The 22,357-nt window shown below is 63.4% G+C and carries 24 protein-coding genes; 10 read left to right on the top strand and 14 right to left on the bottom strand.

Annotation, left to right across the window (positions count from 1 at the left end; genetic code table 11):
- The first annotated feature begins 25 nt into the window (after positions 1–25).
- A complete protein-coding gene (locus tag K663_RS03705) occupies positions 26–1,096 on the top strand; it encodes a GNAT family N-acetyltransferase (protein ID WP_062114236.1) in 1,071 nt (356 codons plus the stop codon).
- Here K663_RS03705 and K663_RS03710 read toward each other — a convergent pair.
- Both K663_RS03710 and K663_RS03715 read right to left on the bottom strand, forming a co-directional pair.
- On the bottom strand, positions 1,074–1,934 hold the full coding sequence (locus tag K663_RS03710; RefSeq protein ID WP_062114239.1) for a cupin-like domain-containing protein: 861 nt from the start codon (positions 1,932–1,934) through the stop codon (positions 1,074–1,076). The two genes, K663_RS03705 and K663_RS03710, sit on opposite strands and share 23 nt — an antisense overlap.
- The gene (locus K663_RS03715; protein ID WP_062120258.1) at positions 1,931–3,061 is read right to left on the bottom strand and encodes a GNAT family N-acetyltransferase; all 1,131 of its coding nucleotides are present in this window, start codon (positions 3,059–3,061) and stop codon (positions 1,931–1,933) included. Before K663_RS03715 ends, K663_RS03710 begins: the two co-directional genes overlap by 4 nt.
- Before the next feature lie 191 nt (positions 3,062–3,252).
- Between K663_RS03715 and K663_RS03720 the strand changes: the two genes are divergently transcribed.
- From K663_RS03720 to K663_RS03735, 4 genes are all read left to right on the top strand, one after another.
- Positions 3,253–4,251 (top strand): NAD-dependent epimerase/dehydratase family protein, encoded by a 999-nt coding sequence (locus K663_RS03720; protein ID WP_062114242.1) that lies wholly within the window; start codon positions 3,253–3,255, stop codon positions 4,249–4,251.
- Positions 4,252–4,545: 294 nt separating this feature from the next.
- Entirely contained in the window at positions 4,546–5,553 is a 1,008-nt protein-coding gene (locus K663_RS03725; RefSeq protein WP_062114245.1) for a KpsF/GutQ family sugar-phosphate isomerase, read from the top strand.
- A 41-nt stretch (positions 5,554–5,594) separates the two neighbouring features.
- Positions 5,595–6,356: a cytidylyltransferase domain-containing protein gene (locus tag K663_RS03730; protein ID WP_443018990.1), complete on the top strand. Its 762-nt coding sequence runs from the start codon at positions 5,595–5,597 to the stop codon at positions 6,354–6,356.
- A 92-nt stretch (positions 6,357–6,448) separates the two neighbouring features.
- Positions 6,449–7,039, top strand: coding sequence for a histidine phosphatase family protein (locus tag K663_RS03735; RefSeq protein ID WP_062114252.1), 591 nt, complete (start codon positions 6,449–6,451; stop codon positions 7,037–7,039).
- Between the two features lie 28 nt (positions 7,040–7,067).
- Here K663_RS03735 and K663_RS03740 read toward each other — a convergent pair whose 3' ends face one another.
- The 4 genes from K663_RS03740 to K663_RS03755 all read right to left on the bottom strand — a co-directional run bounded on the left by K663_RS03740 (position 7,068) and on the right by K663_RS03755 (position 9,800).
- Positions 7,068–7,844: a hypothetical protein gene (locus K663_RS03740; RefSeq protein ID WP_235589507.1), complete on the bottom strand. Its 777-nt coding sequence runs from the start codon at positions 7,842–7,844 to the stop codon at positions 7,068–7,070.
- Positions 7,845–7,982: 138 nt separating this feature from the next.
- Positions 7,983–8,516 (bottom strand): LptA/OstA family protein, encoded by a 534-nt coding sequence (locus tag K663_RS03745; protein WP_062114254.1) that lies wholly within the window; start codon positions 8,514–8,516, stop codon positions 7,983–7,985.
- Positions 8,516–9,163: an LPS export ABC transporter periplasmic protein LptC gene (gene lptC / locus K663_RS03750; protein ID WP_062114256.1), complete on the bottom strand. Its 648-nt coding sequence runs from the start codon at positions 9,161–9,163 to the stop codon at positions 8,516–8,518. The genes K663_RS03745 and lptC overlap by 1 nt, the downstream gene beginning before the upstream one ends.
- A gap of 19 nt (positions 9,164–9,182) precedes the next feature.
- Positions 9,183–9,800, bottom strand: a complete 618-nt coding sequence (locus tag K663_RS03755) for a ribonuclease D (RefSeq protein ID WP_062114258.1) — start codon at positions 9,798–9,800, stop codon at positions 9,183–9,185.
- A gap of 238 nt (positions 9,801–10,038) precedes the next feature.
- On the opposite strand from K663_RS03755, the gene K663_RS25120 reads away from it, so the two are divergent.
- The 5 genes from K663_RS25120 to K663_RS24815 all read left to right on the top strand — a co-directional run bounded on the left by K663_RS25120 (position 10,039) and on the right by K663_RS24815 (position 12,782).
- Positions 10,039–10,872, top strand: a complete 834-nt coding sequence (locus K663_RS25120) for a cold-shock protein (RefSeq protein WP_062114260.1) — start codon at positions 10,039–10,041, stop codon at positions 10,870–10,872.
- Between the two features lie 223 nt (positions 10,873–11,095).
- A complete protein-coding gene (locus tag K663_RS03765) occupies positions 11,096–12,088 on the top strand; it encodes a hypothetical protein (protein ID WP_145902227.1) in 993 nt (330 codons plus the stop codon).
- 87 nt (positions 12,089–12,175) lie between these two features.
- Positions 12,176–12,322, top strand: coding sequence for a hypothetical protein (locus K663_RS24805; RefSeq protein WP_235589508.1), 147 nt, complete (start codon positions 12,176–12,178; stop codon positions 12,320–12,322).
- Between the two features lie 39 nt (positions 12,323–12,361).
- Positions 12,362–12,550, top strand: coding sequence for a hypothetical protein (locus K663_RS24810; protein WP_062114265.1), 189 nt, complete (start codon positions 12,362–12,364; stop codon positions 12,548–12,550).
- A gap of 22 nt (positions 12,551–12,572) precedes the next feature.
- Positions 12,573–12,782, top strand: a complete 210-nt coding sequence (locus tag K663_RS24815; protein WP_235589509.1) for a hypothetical protein — start codon at positions 12,573–12,575, stop codon at positions 12,780–12,782.
- Between the two features lie 57 nt (positions 12,783–12,839).
- Here K663_RS24815 and K663_RS03775 read toward each other — a convergent pair whose 3' ends face one another.
- From K663_RS03775 to hflK, 8 genes are all read right to left on the bottom strand, one after another.
- Positions 12,840–14,108, bottom strand: coding sequence for a cell wall hydrolase (locus K663_RS03775; RefSeq protein ID WP_443018998.1), 1,269 nt, complete (start codon positions 14,106–14,108; stop codon positions 12,840–12,842).
- A 57-nt stretch (positions 14,109–14,165) separates the two neighbouring features.
- On the bottom strand, positions 14,166–15,095 hold the full coding sequence (gene cysK, locus K663_RS03780) for a cysteine synthase A (protein WP_062114271.1): 930 nt from the start codon (positions 15,093–15,095) through the stop codon (positions 14,166–14,168).
- Positions 15,092–16,396, bottom strand: coding sequence for an MFS transporter (locus K663_RS03785; RefSeq protein WP_062114274.1), 1,305 nt, complete (start codon positions 16,394–16,396; stop codon positions 15,092–15,094). Before K663_RS03785 ends, cysK begins: the two co-directional genes overlap by 4 nt.
- Before the next feature lie 107 nt (positions 16,397–16,503).
- Positions 16,504–16,908 (bottom strand): hypothetical protein, encoded by a 405-nt coding sequence (locus K663_RS03790; RefSeq protein ID WP_145902228.1) that lies wholly within the window; start codon positions 16,906–16,908, stop codon positions 16,504–16,506.
- 25 nt (positions 16,909–16,933) lie between these two features.
- On the bottom strand, positions 16,934–18,559 hold the full coding sequence (locus tag K663_RS03795) for a helicase HerA-like domain-containing protein (protein WP_062114277.1): 1,626 nt from the start codon (positions 18,557–18,559) through the stop codon (positions 16,934–16,936).
- A gap of 114 nt (positions 18,560–18,673) precedes the next feature.
- Entirely contained in the window at positions 18,674–20,188 is a 1,515-nt protein-coding gene (locus tag K663_RS03800; protein ID WP_062114280.1) for a Do family serine endopeptidase, read from the bottom strand.
- 139 nt (positions 20,189–20,327) lie between these two features.
- A complete protein-coding gene (hflC, locus tag K663_RS03805) occupies positions 20,328–21,176 on the bottom strand; it encodes a protease modulator HflC (RefSeq protein ID WP_037465016.1) in 849 nt (282 codons plus the stop codon).
- Positions 21,176–22,309, bottom strand: coding sequence for an FtsH protease activity modulator HflK (hflK, locus tag K663_RS03810; protein WP_201026670.1), 1,134 nt, complete (start codon positions 22,307–22,309; stop codon positions 21,176–21,178). The genes hflC and hflK overlap by 1 nt, the downstream gene beginning before the upstream one ends.
- Between the last annotated feature and the right edge of the window lie 48 nt (positions 22,310–22,357).

The raw sequence follows: 22,357 nt of genomic DNA on the forward strand, positions 1-22,357 counted from the left end.
GGCGGCTCTGCCACAAGGGGCGGCGATGGCCCTCAACGCCCACTTTTCCCGCCTGTCCGATCCAGCCGATCTCGCGCCCCGCTGGCAGGCGCTGGAGCAGGCTTCGGACGCATCCTTCTTCCTGGGGTGGACCTGGACCGGCAGTTGGCTGGCCAGCTACGCCGTCCGCCCCGACCTGCTCACCGTCACGGATGAAGCGGGAAGGGACATCGCGCTGGCTCTGCTGGGGCATTCGATGCAGCCCCGCCTGCTTGGCCGCTGCGCGACGCTCTTCCTCAATCAGTCCGGTGATCCCGCCGTCGACCGTCCCTTCGTCGAATATAATGGCCTGCTCACGGCGCGCGGCAGGGAAGGGGACGCTGCCCACGCCTTTCACGCTGCCCTCCTGCGTCGCGCGGACTGGCGTGCGCTGCGGCTCAGCGGCATCGCGCCGGGGTCGCCCTTGCTCGACCTGTCCTTGCGCCGCGCCACAAGCCTTGATCGTTCGCCGGTCTATCAGGTCGATCTCGACGCCGTGCGCGCGGCTGGCGGCGACTATCTCTCGCTGCTCAGTGCCAACACACGCAGCCAGATTCGCCGCGCGATCAAGGATCATGGCGGCCTGCCCGGCATTACGACAGCCCAAGGCGCGGCGGAGGCCGAAAGCTGGCTGGACGAGATGCGCGTTCTGAATGAAGGCCGTCACGCCGACAATGCTTGGGCCGATCCCGCCTTCCGCCGCTTTCTGGCGACGCTGGTCGAACGAGGCCGCACGACCGGCGAAGTCGAATTGCTCCGCTTCACGGATGCAGGCGGGTTAGTCGGCCTGCTCGTCAATTTCCTGTATCGCGGACAGGCGATGAATTATCAGTCCGCCTTCGCCGCCTCCCGCACCGCGAAGGACAAGCCCGGCCTGCTCTGCCACGCCGCCGCCGTCGATTATTATGCCGGACGCGGCCTTTCGCTCTATTCCCTGCTGGCGGGCAAGGATCGCTACAAGCAAAGCCTCGCCACCCGTGAAGAAGCGCTGGAATGGTGGCAGCTTGAACGCTTCAGCCCGCGTCTGGAGGCCGAAGCATTGCTCCGCCGGGTGCTTAAACGCCCAGCTTCCGCATGATCCGATAGGCCAGCCGCCGCACGCCCTGCCGCTCCGGCCGCGCGCCGATCCGCCCGGTCGGCAATCCCCGCCGCCGCAGCAGCGCATTCAGCCCGTGCAGTTCGCTCTCCGCTACGCTCCGCTCCGACCGCCATGTCACCGACAGGCTGATCGACACGCCTGCGCCATTTTCCACGAAATGCGGCGCCTTGACCGGCACATGGATCGCATCGCCGGGCGCCAGCGTCACCGCCGTCCCGCGTGCGCGAAACCCATCCTGCCACACAAGATTGCGATGCCCGCCCGCATGAAAAGCCTCGCTCTGGACGGCTGGCACCAGTTCCTCGTCGCCTGCGGGAAAGACGGTCATCACCTTCTCGCCCATGATCTGGAGCAGGATATTATGCTCCGGGTCCATGTGGAATGGCGTGACGCTGCGGGGCGAGGACAGGAAAATGAACGCCTCCCGGTTCAGCATCGGCCCGGTGCGCGCTTCGACCAGCGGCGCGAGTTCTGCCAGCGCACCGTTCAACAGCGCGCTATAGGCCGCGTCCCGCTCGACATTCTTCAGCACCGCCCAACTGCCATTTGTTTCGATCGTGCGGATCGTATCGCCCAGCGACAGCCCGTTGGATGGCGTATCCTCCGGCCGCACGCCCAGCGGCAGTGCGCCCAGATTATATTCGACCGACGCCGCGGGCATCCGCTCCGCCAGTCCGGCAAGCGCCTCGATCGCCAGCAGCGGGTGCCCGGTCAGCCCGTGCGTCAGCTTGGCCGCCTCGTCCGGATATATCGCGGCAAAGCGCTGCCGTGCCTCTTGGGGAAAGACTTGCGCCGCAATCGGCGAATGCGCGGTCATGATTGTCCTTTCAATCGGCTGGCGAGCGTCTCCGCGCCATTGGCGAGCGCAAAGGCCGCAGTGCGCCTCATCCGGTCCAGTCCCCGTCCGCGCAGCGCGATGCGGTACTGAACGATGGTTCGCCGCTCGGCCCACAGGCTGTCGATCATCGGATGGTCAGCCGCCGCGCAGCTATCCATCCACGCAATCTCCGGGTCACCCTGCACCGCATGCAGGTTCGCCAGCTCGACCAGCACGCCGGGCGAAAAGCGCCCCAGTTCCTCGTCAAAGGCGATCTTGAAGGAAAATGCGCCTTCGCCATGGCGGAAATTCGCGAGCATCGCGATCGGCCGCCCGTTCAGGTCGATGCGCAGGAAATGCAGTCGCCCCGCGTCGAACGCCGCCGCGCAGGCTGCCCGGAAAAAGGCGGCGTCGCTCGGCGAACAGGCCAGCGCCGTGCCCTCGCGCCCCTTCCATCCGGCCGCCTCCAGCGTCAGGAAATCGGCGCACCAGTGGGGCAGTTCCGCCCGCTTCTCCAGCCGCCGCTGCTCGACCACGCCAAGCTCCGCCAGACGCTTTTGCAGCCGCCTGATCTCCTTGCGCTTCTTCGCGCGGACATGCGTTTCCCAATAGCTTTCCGCGTCCAGTCCAGATCGCAGCATCGCGCGGTCATGCCGATGCACCTCGCGCCGCCCGCGCCCCTGTTCGACGCACAGCGCCTCCAGCGCCGCTGCGTTCGCGCCCGCCGCGTCCAGCCCTTGCAGATACAGAAATCCCGGCGCCCAATGCGCGTCGTCCAGCTGCGCCAGCAACCCGCGCCACGCCGCGACCTCCTGCCCCCGCCGGATCAGCGGCGCGCCGAAAAAGCAATGCGCATGCATCCAGTTTTCGACGCTGGCGATCGGCAACCGGCCATGGCGCGGACTCACCACCACCGGCAGCAGCCCGATCAGCTCGCCGCCCGCCTGCGCCTCGACCAGCCGCACGCCGGGCGCGCTCGCCAGATGGTCCAGCGCCGCGCACAGCATGTCCGGTGCATAAAAGGCGTTGGCCTCCGCTGCCTGCGCCGCCAGCGCCGTCCAGCGCACACGTTGCGCCGGGCCATAGATGCGGCTGCCGCTGGCCAGGGGATGGGATGCCATGTCCATGCCCCAGCGCATAAGCATCAATGATTAGGGAAAGACTAAACTGACTCATTTGGACAGGCGCGTGCCTCTTTCGGGGAAAGCCCTTTACATCGCGCGTCGGATTGTCTGTTTACGTTGGGAGCTAAGGCACCACCGCTGAAAGAGATTCCCATGGCCATCGACCAGATCCTGTTCCGCGCGGCGATGGCTGCATGACCATCCTTGTTACAGGGGCCGCCGGGTTCATCGGCATGTCCGTGGCGGACAGGCTGCTTGCCGCCGGGCGAGCAGTGATCGGCATCGACAATATGAACGATTATTACCCCGTCTCGCTGAAACGGGACCGGATCGCCGCCCTGCATGAACGCCATGGCAAGCTGTTCACCTTCGCGGAACTCGACTTCGCCGACATGGACGCGCTCAATGCCGGGCTTGCGGGGCAGACGGTGGAGGCGATCGTCCACCTCGGCGCGCAGGCCGGGGTGCGCTATTCACTGATCAATCCACAGGCCTATGTCCGCTCCAATCTGGCGGGCCATGTCAATATGATGGAACTGGCGCGGGAGCGGCGGGTGCGGCATCTGGTCTATGCCTCCTCTTCGTCCGTCTATGGCGGCAATGATGTGCTGCCCTTCCGGGTCGAGGACCGCGCAGATCATCCCGTTTCGCTCTACGCCGCCACGAAGCGCGCGGACGAACTGATGAGCGAGACCTACGCCCATCTATTCCGCATCCCCATGACGGGCCTGCGTTTCTTCACCGTCTATGGCCCCTGGGGCCGTCCCGACATGGCGATGTGGATCTTTACGAAGAAGATTCTCGCCGGGGATCCGATCCCGGTGTTCAACCATGGCCGGATGCAGCGCGACTTCACCTATATCGACGATATCGTCAGCGGCGTGATCGGCTGCCTTGACCACGCGCCTGCCGATGACGGCGCGCTGAAGGCGGGCGGCAGCCGATCGCCGCACCGGCTCTACAATATCGGCAACAATCGTCCCGAAGAGCTGATGCACCTGATTGCGGTTCTGGAACAGGCGATCGGGCGCAAGGCGGAAATCGATTTTCAGCCGATGCAGCCGGGCGACGTGCCCGCCACTTTCGCGGACATCAGCGCGATTGCCCAGGACATCGGTTTCGCTCCGACCACGGGTATCGAAGTCGGCGTCCCGCGCTTCGTGTCCTGGTATCGGGACTATCACGCAAGCTGAGCCGTCAGGTAAATCCGCGCCACGACGCGCTGGCGTGGAATAAGTTCCTGCAGGTCATGAACTGGCAATAATTTACGCCCCATGTGGCAATAAAGGCGCGCAAATTTTCATTCGCGTTTGCAAAATGAATTGCCAAGCTTCCCGCAACAGTCCTATTTCCGTGGCCGGGGTCGGCTTGTAGCCGAAGGAGGTCGCTGATCGAGGATAATGCGGTGCGCCAGTCATGGCGCCCGCCGCCATGTGCAACCGTACGGGAAACCCGGCGGTAGAGCATGGAGAAAAGGGCGAAAAAGCGTGTCGACAGTATCGAAAATCGTGCCATTCAATTCCGGCAGCCGCATCGTGGAGACGGCCTGCAGGACCTTGTCCGTTGCGTCTCACGGGCTGAACGCGCTCGAAGCGAAATTTGCCGATCGCGATTTTGCGGCGATATTTCTCCGCATGGTCGGCATGATCATGAATGTGCGCGGTCGCCTGATCGTCACCGGCATGGGCAAGAGCGGCATCGTCGCGCGCAAGATGACGGCGACGCTGACATCCACCGGGACACCGGCGCTGTTCATGCACCCGGCAGACGCGGGGCATGGCGATCTTGGCATGGTAACGCCCGACGACATCGTTCTGATGCTGTCCCATTCGGGCGAGTCCAGCGAACTCGGCCCGATCATCCAATATTGCAAGCGCTTCGGCATTCCGCTGCTCGGCCTGACGGCGCGCGCGGAAAGCACGGTAGCCAGTGCGTCGGATGTCTGCATATTGCTGCCCGCCGTCCGCGAAGCCTGCCCCAATGAGCTTGCTCCCACTACCTCGACCACGGTGCAGATGGCGTTCGGCGACGCGCTCGCCATCGCGCTCATGGAAATGCGCGGCTTTTCGGCCGATGACTTCCACAAATTTCATCCCAATGGCCGCCTCGGCGCGCAACTGCTGAAGGTCCGCGACCTGATGGCCGCTGGCGAGGCGGTGCCGCGCGTGTGCGAAGACGCCTCGCTGCTCGATGCGACCATTGAAATGACGCGCGGGCGCCTGGGCGGTACGGCGGTGGTCAACCAGGGCGGCGAGCTGATCGGCGCTTTCACCGATGGCGACCTGCGCCGCACGGTCACGGGCACGCAGCAACTGACCGAGGCGGTTGGCCGGTTCATGACGGTGCCGCCGCTTTCGGTAGGCCCCGACGAATTGGCATCCGAAGCGCTGCGCCTGATGCACATGCATAACATCACCCTGCTGTTCGTCTGCGAAGGCGGGCGGTTGATGGGGGCGGTCCATATGCACGACCTGCTGCACGCCGGGGTCGCCTGAACAGCATCATCGTCATTCCGGCGCGCGCGGGCTCATCCCGTTTGCCGCGCAAGCCCCTGCGCCTGATCGCCGGGCGCACGTTGCTGCACCGGACCATCGCCATGGCCCGCGCCGCTGTTGCTGGCCTCGTCGATACTGATCTGGTCGTCGCGACCGATGACCGGGAAATCGCCGATCATGCCCGCGCCGTCGGTTGCGATGCGATCATGACCGACAGCGCGATCGCGACAGGCTCAGGCCGCGCGCTGGCCGCCGCGCTGAAACGCCCCGCGCCGCCACGCTTCGTCGTCAACCTGCAAGGGGATTCGCCCTTCCAGCCGCACGGCGCGCTGCGCGCCGTCATCGCCGCGCTGAAATCGGGCGCGCAAGTCGCGACCCCCGTCATTGCGCTCGATTGGCCCGCACTCGACGCATTGCGCGATCACAAGCGTCGATCTCCGTTCAGCGGCACGACCTGCGCCCGCGCGCCCGATGGACGCGCCCTCTGGTTCTCGAAAAACATAATCCCCGCCATCCGCAATGAAGAGGCCCTCCGCGCCAGCCAGCTCCTGTCTCCCGTCTGGCGGCATGTCGGCCTCTATGGCTATACGCTCGACGCCCTCAAGCGCTTTGAGCAGGCGCCGCCCACCGCTCTGGAAAATCTCGAAGGGCTGGAGCAGCTGCGCCTCATCGAACTCGGCATCCCCGTCACGACCGTCGCCATCGATCCGCCACTGTTCGACAGCTCGGGAATAGATACCGAAGCCGACATCCAGCGCGTCGAATCCCTGATCGCTGCCCATGGCGACCCCACGCCGCCGTAACGGGTCACTCATTCCCCACCCGCCAGCGGAAGGGGGAATAAGGTCCGTAATTGGTCGCTTTCAGACCGGCCGAAACGCTGTAAACCATCCCCATGCGCCGCATCTTCATCATCCGCCACGGCAACACCTTCGAAAGCAGCGCGGCGGCCTGCCGCATTGGCGCGGGCACTGATCTGCCGCTGGTGGCCAGCGGGCACGTGCAGGCTGACCGCCTCGGTCAATGGTTCGCTGCCCAGGACTTTCCGGTTCGCCATCTTTTCAGCAGCCCCTTGCAACGCGCGACAGAAACCGCCGCGCGGATCGGGGCCGCCATCGGCTATGCCCCCGATGGCACGCTTCCCTGGCTCAACGAGATCGACCATGGACCCGACGAAGGCCGTCCCGAAGCCGAAGTGATCGCCCGCATCGGTGCGCAGGCGATCCACGACTGGGATGCGCACGGCATCGCGCCCGCTGGCTGGACGGTTGACGCAGAAAGCCGCATTGCCGCCTGGAAAAATTGGTTCGCCAGAGGAGGGGAGGGTGCGGACCTTCTCGTCACGAGCAATGGCGCTGCCCGCTTCGCGCTGCTCGCCCTCGGCCTGTCCCCCGCCTCGCTGAAGTTGCGCACAGGCGCCTTTGGCGAACTTGCCGTGGAAGGCAATGGAGCCGTCAGCCTCCGTTCGTGGGATCAGCGGCCATAAGGTCCCGATAAGGGATGCCCTCCCCATCTCATCCCGCAGGCGCTGCCTTTACCGCCACCGGTTGCAGCACTGCCGGACTGGCCTCCGGCGCAGCCGTCACGGGCTTGCCCGTCGATTCTGTCGCGGCCTCCGGAGCCGCGGACTGCGCCTTCAGGCTCGCTGCGGCGTTCTGCAGCGCGACCGCCGCCGCCTCCAGCGCCGCCGCCGCCGACACCGGCTCCGCAGCTGCTCCCTCTGGCTTGGCGACAGCCACGGTCGCCGCAGTAATCGCCTCATGCGGCGCAGCCGGTTCCGCTGTCGCTGGAGCCGTTACCGCCACCGCCGCGGACTCGCACAGCGTGTCGATGCCCAGCGCGCTTTCCGAAAAGTTGGTCGCCAGTTGCGGCAGTTCGCGGTCGTTCGCGCTCGCCGCGAGGGTCAGTAGCGTATCGGTCATGTCGCAATAGCTTGCCGCCTGCACCAGGCCCGAATGGCTGTTGCCCAGCCTTGTGTTGAATGCTTCATAGGCGCGCTGCGCATCGTTGATGCCGTTCACGCGCACGAACCGGGTCTTGAGCACATTGTTGTAGCTGTTCAGCAGCCCGCTCTTGCTGGCGGTGAATGCTTCATATTTGCCCATGATATCCTTGTTCGCCGCCTTGCAGCGGAGCGCCCCCAGCATCAGCATGACATGCAGATCCCGCACCTTGGCGGCTTCGACTTCATAGGAATGCCAGCACTGCTTCGCTTCCGAGGCCCCGGCCTGGACTGATGGGAGTGCAACGAAACAACAGGCGGCAACCGCCGCCATCCGCAACCGTGACATGATGGACCTCGCAGAATCGAGAGACGACCCCGCTGATAATCAGTCTATCACCTTGCCATGAAAATGCCATGATTCGTCTGCTGACAGTGGCCCTTCTGCCGCAGGAAAATACTCGCCTCGTCGCCTGCGAAACGGGTGTCAGTTGCTGCGCTGCGGCACCGTGAACGTGCCCGACACGCGACCGCCCGATCCGCCCGATGTTCCGCCCGACGCGCGACCATCGACGGTCGATCGTCCGCTGGTCAGGTCTATCACCAGCCGCCCGCCGGTCAGCCGGTTGCTGCCCTGCGTCAGCGACACATTGCCCAGCATGGTGATCAGGCGGCGGTTAAGGTCGTATATCGCCACATTGCCGCGCGCCGTCTCGCTGCCCTTGGTCACCACGACATTGCCCGAAGCGTCGATCCGGTCGATCTCGACCCCGTTATCGCCAGTGCCGTTGCGATAGGCGACGGTCATGCGCGCGGCATTCAGTTTCATGCCCGCCTGCGTCACTTCGACATTGCCCGACACGACGACGCGGTCGGCGCGGTCCTGCACTTCGATCCGGTCGGCGTTGAAGTTCACCGGCGCGTTGCTGTCATGGTTTTTCAGTACCTGCGCGCCCGCGCCAGCATAGGCCAGGGCCGCGCCCAGCGCGCCGGTAGTCAGCAGGATCAGCGATCTTTTCATCACCTCTGCCCTTTGATGGCATTTTGCTCGATGCGCAAGCTTGCCCTGCCGTTCAACGTCACCGTGCGCGCGTTCAGGTCCGCTTCCAGATGGTCGCCGCTGAACGTGCCGATGGGGATCCGCCCGTCAACGCGTCCGTCGCTGCGCATGCGCCGGGTTTTCAGGTCAATGCCAACGTCCCGCGTGGTCAGCCGGTATCCGCCCGCCGCTTCGAACTGCACCGGCCCGTCCACCGCCACCCGCTCGCTGTCCATGTCATAGCGTCCCTGCCGCGCGGTCAGCACCGCCGGCCCTTCGCGCAGCAATATCCGCGCCGACATGTCGTTGAGGTCCACGATCGGCTCGCGCGAGCTTTTCTGCACCGCCGATCCGGCGCGCAGGGAAAAGGGCTGCCCCTTGCCATCCTCGCCGCGATACAGCGCTTCGGACACGCGCATCCGTTCCTTCGCCACTTCGACCTTGTTCTTGTCGAGGACGAAGCTCACCTTGTCCCCGCCGGTAAAGGGCGCGGTCACCAACAGCGCCGCCAGCACGCCCACCGAAACGGGCAGCCAGTTTTTCAGCCGCGCGACCAGCCTGTCATGGCGGCCGCCCGGCTGCGCCCAATGGCGCCTTGCGTGACGTTGCTGTTCGGCCTGGATGGACATGGGATAACGTTTCTCGTCCTCACATATGCGCGAAGATGTCGATCTCCGGCCAGCCCGCCAGGTCCAGTTCGGCCCGGTGGGGGAGAAAATCGAAACAGGCCTGCGCCAGTTCCATCCGGCCTTCGCGCACCAGCCTTTTGTCCAACTCGGCCTTCAACGCATGCAGGTAGCGGACGTCGGACGCTGCATATTCCTTCTGCGCGTCCGACAAAATGGGCGAACCCCAGTCGCTCGACTGCTGCTGCTTGCTGATTTCCTGGCCCAGCAGTTCGCGCACCAGTTCTTTCAGCCCATGCCGGTCGGTATAGGTGCGGATCAGGCGCGACGCGATCTTGGTGCAATAGACCGGGGCCGCCACCACGCCCAGATAATGTTTGATCGCCGCAATGTCGAAACGCCCGAAATGATACAGCTTCAACCGCGCCGGATCGGCCAGCACTGCGCGCAGGTTGGGCGCGGCATAGTCGCTTTCGGGACCAAAGCGCACCAGATGCTCGTCGCCCCTGCCGTCGCTGATCTGCACCACGCACAGCCGGTCGCGCGGCGTGATCAGGCCCATGGTTTCGGTATCGACGGCGATTACGCCGGGGGCGAGGACGTCTGCGGGCAGGTCCTCTTCATGAAAATATACGCTCATCCACCCCCTCTATGGCGAAAGTGGGCGTAACTCAATCGACGCTTTTGGCCCGGCTCAAAAGCCTCGTCCCAGCCCGATTCCCGCAAATGTGGCGGCATTCGGGCTAAAATCATTCGCGCTGCCCTGAAAAACTGATATAGTGATTCCCAAACCGCATGTGTTGCGGTGGATTCTGCATGTCTTCGCCCGGCATGTTTATCCGGTATCGTAAGGGCGAAGCGAAAGTGACCAACAGGGCATGAGTTTTGATAGAGGTCGCCGCGGCGGGCGCGGCAAGGACAAGCGCGACAGTTTCGGCGACGATAATTTTTATGGCGGTGATCGCGGCGGTTTCGGTGGCGGTTTTGGCGGTGATCGTGGTGGCTTCGGCGGCGATCGTGGAGGTTTCGGCGGTGGTGACCGCGGCGGCTTCGGCGGTGGCGGCGGCGGTGGCGGCGGTTTCCGCAGCGGCGGCGGTGGCGGCTTCGGCGGCGGCGGTGGTTTCGGCGGCGGCCGTGGCGGCGGCGGCGGCATGCCCGCGCAGGTCGTTGGTGAAGGCACTGGCGTAGTCAAATTCTTCAACGGGCAAAAGGGCTTCGGCTTCATCGTCCGTGACGATGGCGCAGAGGACGTTTTCGTCCACATCAGCGCCGTTGAGCAGGCGGGCCTGACCGGCCTTGCCGAAGGTCAGCAGCTCGGCTTCACCCTGGTGGACCGTGGCGGCAAGATCTCGGCGACCGACCTCAAGATTGAAGGCGAACCGCTTCCCGTCCAGGAACGCGCTCCCCGCGAACCCCGTGCAGGCGGCTTCGGCGCCGAACGCGGCGGCTTCGGCGGCGGCGAACGCAGCGGCGGCCCGCAGCGTCAGCTGACCGGTGAACGCGCCAGCGGCACCGTCAAGTTCTTCAACGCCATGAAGGGCTTCGGCTTCATCCAGCGCGACGACGGCCAGCCCGACGCGTTCGTCCACATCAGCGCCGTGGAACGCGCAGGCATGTCCGCCCTCAACGAAGGCGACCGCCTGGACTTCGAACTGGAAGTCGATCGCCGCGGCAAATACGCCGCCGTCAACCTCCAGTCGAAAGCCGACTAAAACAAATCCGACCGCTTTCGCGGAGAGGATAGAAGGGGTCGCCTGCCCGGCGGCCCCTTTTTTGTTTTAGAATAATGGCATCGGGAAGAACGTTTTCGACAATGAGTCGGCCCACATTCGACCGCCCCGCATGAGCGTATCGGATACGGATGATTTCGGATCGGCTGCCAGCTGAAGGTTGGTTTCCGATTGCATCCCTTCCCCTCTTGTTCGATGCTGAAGCATGGCCGCTACCGTTGATGATGCTGCGCAATTTCTTGAGATACTCCTTCGATATGATTTGGCAGCGTTAATTGCCGTTTCAAAAGTTGAAGCCCGCATGGGCACTGTCCACCGCGCATTTTTCGAAGAAGCCGTAGAGATAGCTGCTGTAGAAGCTCCTTCGCCAGTTGATGAAGCTTTGCAGCGATTACCGCCGCATGATCGTAAGCGGATTGCGCAAGCCATAGCCGCCACTAACCCGTTTGCTTCGGGTGCCGACGATATAACCGTCACTCCGCTGGGGACGACGGTCGAAGGCGCAGTAGCGCTGCTGGCGGAATTGATAATTCATCGAGAGATGATGATCGATGTCGCCACCGGAGGCACGCAAATCCAAGAGGTCAATGACTACTACATCGCGCGCCAAGTTCGACTTCGTCGCGATCTACCTGCCGAAGCCTCGTATGCAAATGAACATACTGACCTATGGGCCTGGTACCATCACTGGAAGGCAAATTTGGGAACCTATGCGGACCGCCGCCAGTATGTTCGTGCCCTCTTTGCTCCATCTATTGAAGCAATGGCGAACCGACCGACGTCGCATGGCGTGAAGCGTCAGCCTACCGGGTGGGAAAGGGTAGACAGAGCGTTAGAAAAGGCGCGCGCGCAATATGAACTTGCTGCGGTGGAAGAGGACTTTCAAACGATAGGGCTATTATGCCGGGAGATCATCATTTCCTTGGGACAAGCCGTGTTTGATCCACAAACTCATCAAACGCTGGATGGCGTGACCGCGAGCAAAACGGATGCTAACAGAATGCTTGAATCATATGTGGCGCACGTATTCCCCGGCGATAGCTACAAGGAGGTCCGGGCGCACCACCGGGCATCTCTCGCTTTAGCGCTAAACCTGCAACATCGCCGGACCGCGACAAAGAAGCTAGCGGCGCTTTGCCTTGAGGCCACAGCTTCAACAGTCGCCGTAATTTCAATTATTGCGCGCGATAGATTTTAGGTTAAAACTATTTTGTAAATTAGCGTCCGGATGCTGTTGGGGAAGGGATCCACCAGATCGTCGTTGATCTGCAAAACCGCCAGGAACATGAAGCCCGCCACCGCTGACCATCAATGTCGGGGCACCCGCCTTGCGCCGCTGTTCTGCCATTATGGGATGCTCCACCCCGACGTCGCGGTCCATCTCGAAACCGTCGAACAGGCGCCGAACATCGTCGAAACCGGCACGACATAGCCATTTATTTCGATCCGCCGCCCGATCTCTATCCTGAAGATGAAGCGGCTGACGGACAATCTGCGCATGCTCTGCGCCTCGCCTGCCTATCTCCAACGGCGCGGCGTGCCCGCCTGTGTCAGCGACCTTGCCGTTCACGACAATGTTGTTGTCGGCCCTGTGCAGCAGGAAATCTGGCGCTCGATCGCGGGGGCGGGGCCGCCGCGCGTGACGCTCACCCCCCAATGACGGCGAACTCGCCCGTGCATGGGTGCTGGACGGGGCGGGTATCGCGATCAAATCATCATGGGAAGTGGTGGAGGCCATCGCTGCCGGACGGTTGCAGCCGGTGCTTCCCGATCTGCGCCTGCCCGCCGCCACCATCGCCGCCGTCTACCTCCCCACCCAAGGCGAAACCGCCAAGGTCCACTCCTGCCTGGATTTTCCAGCACGGCACCTTGTAAGCCATTCAAGATATTGAAATATAATGGTAATAGGAAAATGGTCCAATTATAAAAAACGCGTTTTTCTCACTATTTCATTCACGACTTTCCCCCACCGGCGGCACGATCGTCACCGTCTCAAACCGCTCTTTCCGCCGCACTCCCGCCAGCGGCGGCGGTACCTCCACCTGCACCGTCGGTACCCGTTGCCGCATGCACTCGCCCTTGTTTTCCCGTGGGTTTTGCCCGCAATTCCACAACGCCCGCTGCAACCCCGTCGCCGCGTTATGGATATAGGCAAAGCTCATGCTTTCCATCTGATCCCCAGACAACGGAAAGCCACCCGGCGCGCTCCCCGCGCGCCAGCCCATGATCCTGCATTCCGGCCGCCCCGCGCAGAATGTCTGCGCCAGAACCGGCCAGCTGTCGGGCGTTGCCGTCTTGCTCAATTCGACAAGAAAGCTTTTCGCCCCCGGCGCAATCGCGATCAGCCGGACCCCGGCCATCATCCGTCCCAAGGATTCCGCCCCGATCACCTCCTGCGGCCTCGCCGTCAAAGCAGCCAGCGTTTCGCCGCCTGGCAGGGGTGCGCCGGATAGTCCGCTGCCCCCATGCTGATGCGCCGCTGACAGTCTGGCGATCCGGGGGATTACCGGCTCCACGCTTTCGCGAGCCAGGCGAAAGGCGGGCGGCGTGCCCCACCATCCACGCCAGCGGAAGAAGAGATGGGTCCCCACTGCCGCGATCTTGTCCAGGCTCCCGCTCCAATAGGGCACCACCCAGTCGGTATGATAGTGGGTGGCATATCCCACGGGCTTGAACACCTTGCCGGTGAGCGCTGCCTTCGCGATCTGTCGTGCCCGATCCCATGCCGCCTGGCCCGGCGTCCGCGCCAGCGCCCCGTCGCAGGTGAAGGTGAATTGACAGCCTGTCGATCGTTCCTGCCCCTGAAAGACCACGCCGCACACTGTTTTCGGGAAGGCCGGGTGCCTCAGCCGGTTGAGCACCACCTGCGCCACCGCTTGCTCGCCAATCGCGTCGTCGCCCGCTTCATAAAGCTGCGCCGCCGCCAGACAGTCGGTTGCCCGCGCGAGGTCAGCTTCGGACCCTGTAAAGACGAAGGGGCGGGCCGATGGATTTGGCAGGCGCGAAAAGGGCACCGCTATATTGAAGGCCTGCGCCTGATCACGATCCAGCGCGTAAAGCTCCAACGGCTGCACTATCGGCGTGGCGGTCGTGGGCCGCTTGAACCGCGCATGCTGCGCCAGTGCCGACCGCGCGGCTTCCGCCACCGGCGCGCGCGCCTCCCACCCTGCTACCAGCGCAGGCAAGCCGGCGAACAGCAGCAACCAGATCGGCCACATCACTGGATGCGGCCGGTTCCTTGAGGACGCGCTGGTCATCCCTGTGCCCGATCGGGCTTATTCGGGCAGGAAATCGGGCACCGAAAGATAGCGTTCGCCAGTGTCATAGTTGAAGCCCAGAACGCGGCTGCCTTCGGGAAGCTCCTTCAGCTTCTGGGCGATCGCGGCCAGCGTGGCGCCCGAAGATATACCCACCAGCATCCCCTCCTCGCGCGCGGCGCGGCGGGCATATTCCTTTGCATCGGCCGGATCGACCTGGATCACGCCATCCAGCAGTTGCGTGTGCAGGTTAGCCGGGATGAAGCCAGCGCCGATTCCCTGGATCGGATGTGGGCCGGGCTGGCCGCCGCTGATGACGGGGGAGAGGGTGGGTTCGACCGCATAGACTTTCAGCTCCGGCCAAAGCTTCTTCAGAACCTCGGCGACGCCGGTGATGTGACCGCCTGTACCCACTCCGGTGATGAGGGCGTCGAGCGGGCTGTCGGCGAAGTCGGTCGCGATCTCCTGCGCGGTCGTGCGGACATGCACATCGATATTGGCCGCATTTTCAAACTGCTGTGGCATCCATGATCCCGGCGTCTGTTCGATCAACTCCAGCGCCCGCTCGATCGCGCCCTTCATGCCTTTCTCACGGGGGGTGAGGTCAAAGCTTGCGCCATAGGCCAGCATCAGCCGGCGGCGCTCGAGCGACATGCTTTCCGGCATGACCAGAATCAGCTTGTAACCCTTGACCGCCGCGACCATCGCCAGGCCGACACCGGTATTGCCCGATGTGGGCTCTATGATCGTTCCACCGGGTTGCAGATCACCAGAGGCCTCTGCCGCCTCGATCATCGCCAGCGCGATACGGTCCTTGATAGATCCGCCCGGATTGGCGCGTTCCGACTTGATCCATATTTCGGAACCCGCTGGCGCGTCCGCGAACAGGCGGCTTACGCGAATATGCGGCGTGTTGCCGATGGTTTCGAGAATATTGGCAGCTTTCATGGGGCCTTCTCCTGGCTGATTTCCGCCTCCCTCAAGTCGGGTCGGTCAAAGGTACGTGCAAGACGCAGTTCGGGAAAGAGCCGCGCCCATATGAAGGTGATGACGATAGCACCTATTCCGCCGCCGATCACTGCGGCAACTGGGCCGACGAGCGCGGCGAGAAAACCCGATTCCGCCTCTCCCAACTCGTTTGAAGCCGAGATGGTGAGTTGCGACAGGCTCGATACCCGGCCGCGCATGGCGTCCGGCGTATGAAGCTGGATCAGGGATTGGCGCACATAGACCGATACCATGTCCGCCGCGCCGAGCAGCAGCAGTGCGCCGATGCCAACCTCGACAGCGATGTTTCGGGGCATGAATGCGGTGGAGCCAAACAATATGGTTGCAAGGCCGAAGATCACGACTGCCGCCAGCATCTTCAAGCCCACCTCCGATTTCATCGGCCGGAAGGAGAAGAACAGGGCGACGATCCCTGCGCCAATGGCGGGCGATGCGGCAAGATGCCCCAATCCCGTCGATCCGACCTTCAGTATGTCGCGCGCATAGACCGGCAGCAACGCCGTCGCGCCTGCGAGCAGCACTGCGAACAGATCCAATGTGATGGTGGACAGAACGAGGCGGTTGGATCGAACATAGGTCAGGCCATCGACCATTTGGCGAATGGGATGGCGGCTTGTGTCGCGCGGTGGCTGCGGCACTGGGCCAATCATCCACATGCCCGCGAAGGCCACAGCGAACAGCGCCGATGCCATTGCATAGGCGCCCCACGAGGTCATTGCGAAAACATATCCTCCCAAGGCGGGACCGATGATCATCCCGGCCTGCCACGCGACGCTCGACATGGCGATAGCGCTGGGCAACACGTCGCGGGGCACCAGGTTCGGCGCGAGCGCGCTGTATGCTGGCCCGTTGAACGCGCGCGCGATCCCGACGATCGCCGCGATGCCGAAGAGTAGTGGAAGGCTGACCCAACCCTCGTAAGTCGCAAAGGCCAGCAGCCCTGATGCGATCGTCAACATTGCGAGCGTCAGGCGCACGATCATCCGGCGGTCGAAATGGTCGGCGATCCAGCCCGTGACGGGGGTGAGAAAGAAGAGGGGAACGAACTGCGCCAGCCCTATCATGCCTAGCTGCGCGGCGGCACCCGATGGGCTCATGCTGTCGCGGGCGATATTGTAGGCTTGCCACCCCAGCACGATCATCATGCCATATTGCGCCAGTACGCTGGCGAGCCGTCCCAGAAGATAGGCCCGGAAATTCCCGAAGCTCAGCGGATGGCTGGGATGGGCAGGGGCGTTCATGCGATTTCCTTAACGCCTGCACCACGATACGCAACTTCGCGAGTAGAAAATGCCGACAGCAGTTTATTGCAGCCGCATAACCGCAGCTTTCGCCGTCGCTTAAGCGGTCAGTGGTCGGGGGTTAGCAAGATGCCGCTGACTGATCCATTGCGTACGGAGCAGACGAAGGGCATCGAATGCTGGTCGCCGACCGGGCCGACTTCGCCTTCCACTTCCCAACCCGTCGACATGGTGCGGGCGGTGATCCTTCCCCGGACGCTTGCGCCATTTCCTGCTTCTTCACGCGCCTTGGCCGCGCACGCGCTGCGCGCAGCGGCGGCGCTGTGGATGGGGCCATAGCCGGGCGAGGCATAGGGTTGCCGTTTTGCGTCGCGCTCTGCCTGTCGGTCGCGGGCGATATCGCTGACGACCGCCGCGTCGGCGGCACGGTGCAGATCGCGATAATCCTGCGCATGGGCGGGTAGCGCAAGTCCCAACGCCAAAACGAAGCCGGCAGTCTTTCCGATAGCCATTGTCTTTTCTCCTCCGCTGTCGGTGTTATTTGAACAGGCTGCCCAAAATGCCGCGGACCAACCGCCCGGCCAATCCGCCCGAACGGCGGCTCGATCCGCCGAATACGGCACGGCCAAGCTCGTTCGCGACCTGTCGTCCCACCGATGACGCTGCCGACCGGCTGGCGGATTGGACTGCCCGATCCAGCGCGGATGGCTTGGCCGATTCCCGCGCGGCTATGGCGTCGCGCCGCGCCTTTTCCTTGAGTTCCGCCTCGCGCTGTTTCGCTTCCAGCGTTGCCTGAATGGCCGCGGCCTTGTCGGATTCAGCCTTCGCCTTTGCAGCTTGCGCGGCTGCGACAGCAGCCTCGCCCCTAGCCGCCAGGATCTCCTCGGCAGATTCCCGATCAACCGCTTCGTCATATGTGCCGACGCATGGGGATATCGACTGAATGATGGCACGCTCCTTTGCGCTCACAGGACCCAGTCGGGAGCGCGGCGGCGCGATCAGCGTGCGTTGAACGATGCCGGGCGAACCATCCTCCTGCAACAGCGACACCAGTGCCTCGCCCACCTTCAGTTCCGTGATCGCGGTTTCGACATCCAGGTCTGGATTGATGCGGAAGGTTTCGGCCGCGGCCTTGATTGCCCTCTGATCGCGGGGGGTAAAAGCGCGCAACGCGTGCTGAACACGATTGCCAAGTTGACCCGCCACTTCTTCAGGTATGTCGATCGGGTTCTGCGTCACGAAATAGACGCCGACGCCCTTTGAACGGATCAGGCGGACGACCTGCTCAATCTTGTCGGTCAACGCCTTGGGCGCATCGTCGAACAGCAGGTGCGCCTCATCAAAGAAAAAGACCAGCACCGGCTTGTCGGGGTCGCCGACTTCGGGAAGCGTTTCGAACAGTTCGCTCAGCAGCCAGAGCAGGAACGTGGCGTAGAGCTTCGGGCTTTGCATCAACTTGTCGGCGGCCAGGATATTCACATAGCCCCGGCCCTGGTCATCCACTTTCAGGAAATCATGAATGTCGAGCGCAGGTTCGCCGAAGAAATGCGCACCGCCCTGGCTGTCGAGTTGAAGCAGTTGGCGCTGGATCGCGCCGACGCTTGCCTTGGTGACGTTACCATAGCGGGCGGAAAGCGTATCGGCATTCTCCGCACAATAGGCCAGCATTGACTGAAGATCGCCAAGATCGATCAGCAACAGCCCTTCCTCATCGGCATATTTGAACGCGATGGTGAGGACGCCCTCTTGCGTTTCATTGAGGTCCATCAGGCGAGCGAGCAGCAGCGGCCCCATCTCGCTGACGGTGGTGCGGATCGGGTGGCCCTGTTCGCCATAAAGATCCCAGAAGATCGCAGGATTGTCCGCGTAACTGTAATTGTCGATGCCGATTTCTCTAGCGCGGGCTACCAGCTTATCGGCATTCTTCGCGGTAGGCGATCCTGCCATGGCGATGCCCGAAAGATCGCCTTTTACATCGGCGAGGAATACAGGAACGCCCAGCGCAGAGAAGCCTTCCGCAATGCCTTGCAGGGTGACGGTCTTCCCCGTGCCTGTAGCGCCTGCGATCAGGCCATGCCGGTTGGCCCGCCGGAGGTTCAACATTTGGGGAACTGCGCCGTCCTTGCCGGGGGCGCCAAGGCCAATGAATATGCCGTCGCTCATCGCATCAAGCTCCCCAAAAGCTTCGGGCCGCGCCCGCCGGAGTCTGTCCGCACTCTAGTGGTGAGACAGGGCTTCCGGCAAGCGCGGCCCGTAACGAAAAGCTCCATCGCGCAATTATTTGTTACGCAGGCGCACCGGCAGAAACACTGGCGGCTGGCCCCGGCGCAACACCTGCAACAGGATGGCGCTGCGGCCCTGCGACGACACCTGCTGCACCGCCGCGTCCAGTTCCGCCTGGCTGGTGACCGGACGGTTGTTGGCCGTGATGATGACATCGCCCCTGCGCAGGCCCTTGGCGCCCGCATCGGTCGAACTGTCCACGGCCGTGATGACAACGCCCCGCGTGTCGGCGGCGACGCCCAACTGGCGAATGATGTTGGGTGTCAACGGGATGGCGGAGATGCCAAGCGACTGCTGCGTCGCCTGTTCGCCGCCGGACTGGTCGTCTGGCTGCTGCTCATTGAAGTCGTCGTCCTGCCGCTGAGCAAAGCTGTTCAGCTCGGCCTCGGACGGGCGCTCGCCGACGATTGCGGTCACCGTCTGACGCTTGCCGTTGCGGAGCAGCACGATCGGCACGCGCGACCCTATGGGCTGCGACGCGACGATGGACGACAGATTTTGATCCGGGGTCACTTCCTGACCAGCGACGCTGACGATCACGTCGCCTGCCTTGATCCCGGCCCGGTCGGCGGCCTTGCCGGGTTCGACGCCCTGGACGAACTCGCCCCGGTTTTTGGCGAGGCCGAGCGACTCGGCCAGGTCTTCGCCGAGCGGACTGATCTGGATGCCCAGATAGCCGCGCTTGACGCTCTGACCCTTGCGCAACGTAGCGACGATAGGCGCGGCCTGTTCGGAGGGAATGGCGAAGCCGATGCCGACATTGCCGCCCGAGGGCGACAGGATCTGGCTGTTGATGCCGATCACGTTGCCGCGCATGTCGAACATCGGGCCGCCGCTATTGCCCTGGTTGATCGAAGCGTCGGTCTGGATGAACTTGTCATAGGTGCCGCCGGTGCCGCGATGGACGGCGGAAATGATCCCCGCAGTCACCGTGCCGGACAGGGCGAAGGGGTTTCCGATTGCGATTACCCAATCGCCCACGCGTGCCTTCGTGCTGTCACCGAACTTGACGAAGGGAAGCGCCTTTCGCGGTTCGATCTTTAGCACGGCGATGTCGGTGGCGGGATCGCGACCGATCAGCTTGGCGGAATATTCCTCCCTATTGGTGAGGGTCACGGTGATCGAATCCACCGATGCGCCTTCCGCGCCGGCGGAGACAACATGATTATTGGTGACGATGTAGCCGTCCGCCGAAATAATGAATCCCGACCCCAGAGACTGGGCCTGGCGGGTCTGGGGCCTGCCACCCTGTCCTTGCCCGAACAGGTCGCCGAAAGGCGTTCCTGCAAATGGGTTCTGCACCTGAACGCGCTGCTTGGTCGAGATGTTTACAACCGCAGGTTGTAGCTTTTCGACCATGTCGGCAAGGCTGGCGGGGGCGCCCGCAGGAGCAGCGGCCTGCATCCCTTCATTCTGCGCGATCTGCGCGCCGACATTGGGGCTGGAAGTGACAGCGATGGCGGTGCCACCAAGCAGCAGGGCGCCGGTAAGGGCATAAGCGTAACGCACTCGTGACGGTCCTCTCGTGAACTTGGCGAAGGAAAGGGCAGGACTCTGCGGGAGTCGGATGCACTGCCCAGCCTTAACCCTCATTGAATGACGCTGGTTCCGAAATGATCCAGGCCCTCTTTACCATTGGTTGCACCCATCAGTTGCTACCCTGAAACTGCTTCAGGAAGTCGTTCTCGCGTGACAACAGCATGGACGTCGATCCTTGCCGCTCCGGTGCGAAGGTGAAGCGGTAGGCCTGCATCGCGCGATAGAAATCGTAGAATTGCGGATCCTTGCCAAAGCTTTCCGAATAGATGCGGGCTGCGTTGGCGTCCGCCTCCGCGCGGATGATCTGGGCCTGCTTCGCACCCTGCGCCCGGATCGTCAGCGCTTCCTGCTCGCGCGCGGTGCGCATGCGGGTGAAGGCGCTTTCCAGCGGGGCGCCGTCGGGCAGGTCGGCCCGCTTGATCCGCACATCGACGATCTCCGCGCCATATTGCCGCGCCACGCGATTGAGACCGGCCTCGATATTGTCCATCACCTGGCCGCGCTCCGGCGAGAGCAAGGCGGCAAAGGGGCGCTTGCCCAATTCGTTGCGCAGGGCAGACCCCAGGATCGGCCGCAAGGCATCTGAGACTCGTTCCTCATTACCTGCCGCTATATACATACGCAGCGGATCGACGATCCGGTAGCGGGCGAAAGCGTCGACCTGCAACCGGAGTTGATCGGTCGACAGCACCTGTTGCCGCTCCATCTCGACCGAGAGGACGCGCTTGTCGATCCAGACGATCTGATCGACAAAAGGCCAGCGGAGGATGATGCCTGCCCCTGTCTTGCCGAAATCCTCATTGGGAAGGTAACGATTGACGATCTTCTTGGGATCGCCAAAGCGCACGACAACGCCCTGCCTGGTCTCCGGTACGATCGCGACCGTGCTGCCGATAAGCAGCAGCAGCGCGATCACCGACAAGGCGAGGGCCACGGGATGGCGGATGAACGTCGGCATCACTGGCCCTCCCTACCGGTGGGAGCGGAAGCGCCCGCAGAGGCGGTCGCCGCTTGCGCCCGGCGTTTCAGTTCGGGCAGCGGTAGGAACGGCGTCACGTTTCCGGTTTCAACGATCGTCTTGTCGACGTTGGACAGCACGCCCTCCATGGTTTCATAATACATGCGGCGGCGGGTGACCTCTGGCGCCAGCCTGTACTGTTCATATACCTTGTCGAAGGCGGCGGCTTCGCCCTGCGCCTTAGCGGTCACCTGTTGCGCGGCAGCGCGGGCTTCGTTGAGATAGGTCTGCGCGGTCTGCTGGGCGGCGGACACCGCCTTGAACGCGTCATTCACCGCTGTGGGCGGATCAGCCTGCTTGATGGCGACGCCCTGAACCCGGATGCCAGACCTGTAGCTGTCCAATATCTCCTGCATGCGCTGTTCGACCTGCTGCTCAATCTCGGTGCGTCCCGCACCCAGCGCGTCGTCCAGGCTGACGCTGGCGACTACCGACCGCATCGCGCTTTCAGCGACTTCGCGCACTGTCGCATCGGGATCGGAAAGCTGGAACAAATAAAGCTCGGGGTTACGGATGTTCCAGCGCACGGAATAGGCCAGGTCGATGATATTCTGATCGCCGGTCAGCACCAGATTTTCGCTCTGTGCGGTCGGCGATCCGATGTCAATCGCGCGGATCTCCTCAACGTCAACGGTGGCGACGTTTTCAAAGGGCGCAGGCAGCGTCAGGCTGATGCCGGGTGTCAGGGTGCGGCTATATTTCCCCAGCAGCGTCACCACTCCGCGTTCCTGCGGGCCGACCCGGTGGAAGCAGGTCAGGACGAGCCACAGGACAACAAGGATTCCTACCGCAGCGGGCCAGAGCGCCTTACCGGTGGGCCGGGGCGGCAGGTTGCCGAAACCGCCACCACCGCCTTGACCAAAGCTTTCCCGGCTGCGGCGCAGCAGTTCCTCGATCGCGGACGGCCCCTTGCCGCCCGGGGAGCGGCCCGGCTGCGTCCATGGGTTGCGCGGGCCGCCGTCGCCGCCCTTGCCCGCACCGTCATCGCCACCAGGGCCGTCGTTTTTGCCGCCCCAGGGACCCTGAGCCATTGCATGAACGATGCGAGGCATCCACCCGAAAATTCTCTTCATCCCGTCTCTATAGGAAGGCTGGGCTGCGAAAAACAGTGCCCTTCGCAA

The sequence above is a fragment of the Sphingobium sp. MI1205 genome (assembly GCF_001563285.1).
Taxonomy (GTDB): domain Bacteria; phylum Pseudomonadota; class Alphaproteobacteria; order Sphingomonadales; family Sphingomonadaceae; genus Sphingobium.

Bases quoted from the DNA above. Each gene is read 5' to 3' on its own strand.
- K663_RS03790 (WP_145902228.1), bottom strand. From the start codon at position 16,908: ATGGCTATCGGAAAGACTGCCGGCTTCGTTTTGGCGTTGGGACTTGCG.
- hflK (WP_201026670.1), bottom strand. From the start codon at position 22,309: ATGAAGAGAATTTTCGGGTGGATGCCTCGCATCGTTCATGCAATGGCT.
- K663_RS03765 (WP_145902227.1), top strand. From the start codon at position 11,096: ATGGCCGCTACCGTTGATGATGCTGCGCAATTTCTTGAGATACTCCTT.
- lptC (WP_062114256.1), bottom strand. From the start codon at position 9,163: ATGTCCATCCAGGCCGAACAGCAACGTCACGCAAGGCGCCATTGGGCG.
- K663_RS03720 (WP_062114242.1), top strand. From the start codon at position 3,253: ATGACCATCCTTGTTACAGGGGCCGCCGGGTTCATCGGCATGTCCGTG.
- K663_RS03710 (WP_062114239.1), bottom strand. From the start codon at position 1,934: ATGACCGCGCATTCGCCGATTGCGGCGCAAGTCTTTCCCCAAGAGGCA.
- K663_RS24810 (WP_062114265.1), top strand. From the start codon at position 12,362: ATGAAGCGGCTGACGGACAATCTGCGCATGCTCTGCGCCTCGCCTGCC.
- K663_RS03785 (WP_062114274.1), bottom strand. From the start codon at position 16,396: ATGAACGCCCCTGCCCATCCCAGCCATCCGCTGAGCTTCGGGAATTTC.
- K663_RS03745 (WP_062114254.1), bottom strand. From the start codon at position 8,516: ATGAAAAGATCGCTGATCCTGCTGACTACCGGCGCGCTGGGCGCGGCC.
- K663_RS03715 (WP_062120258.1), bottom strand. From the start codon at position 3,061: ATGGACATGGCATCCCATCCCCTGGCCAGCGGCAGCCGCATCTATGGC.
- K663_RS03775 (WP_443018998.1), bottom strand. From the start codon at position 14,108: ATGTGGCCGATCTGGTTGCTGCTGTTCGCCGGCTTGCCTGCGCTGGTA.
- hflC (WP_037465016.1), bottom strand. From the start codon at position 21,176: ATGCCGACGTTCATCCGCCATCCCGTGGCCCTCGCCTTGTCGGTGATC.
- K663_RS03755 (WP_062114258.1), bottom strand. From the start codon at position 9,800: ATGAGCGTATATTTTCATGAAGAGGACCTGCCCGCAGACGTCCTCGCC.
- K663_RS24805 (WP_235589508.1), top strand. From the start codon at position 12,176: ATGAAGCCCGCCACCGCTGACCATCAATGTCGGGGCACCCGCCTTGCG.
- cysK (WP_062114271.1), bottom strand. From the start codon at position 15,095: ATGAAAGCTGCCAATATTCTCGAAACCATCGGCAACACGCCGCATATT.
- K663_RS03705 (WP_062114236.1), top strand. From the start codon at position 26: ATGGCCCTCAACGCCCACTTTTCCCGCCTGTCCGATCCAGCCGATCTC.
- K663_RS03740 (WP_235589507.1), bottom strand. From the start codon at position 7,844: ATGTCACGGTTGCGGATGGCGGCGGTTGCCGCCTGTTGTTTCGTTGCA.
- K663_RS25120 (WP_062114260.1), top strand. From the start codon at position 10,039: ATGAGTTTTGATAGAGGTCGCCGCGGCGGGCGCGGCAAGGACAAGCGC.
- K663_RS03735 (WP_062114252.1), top strand. From the start codon at position 6,449: ATGCGCCGCATCTTCATCATCCGCCACGGCAACACCTTCGAAAGCAGC.
- K663_RS03795 (WP_062114277.1), bottom strand. From the start codon at position 18,559: ATGAGCGACGGCATATTCATTGGCCTTGGCGCCCCCGGCAAGGACGGC.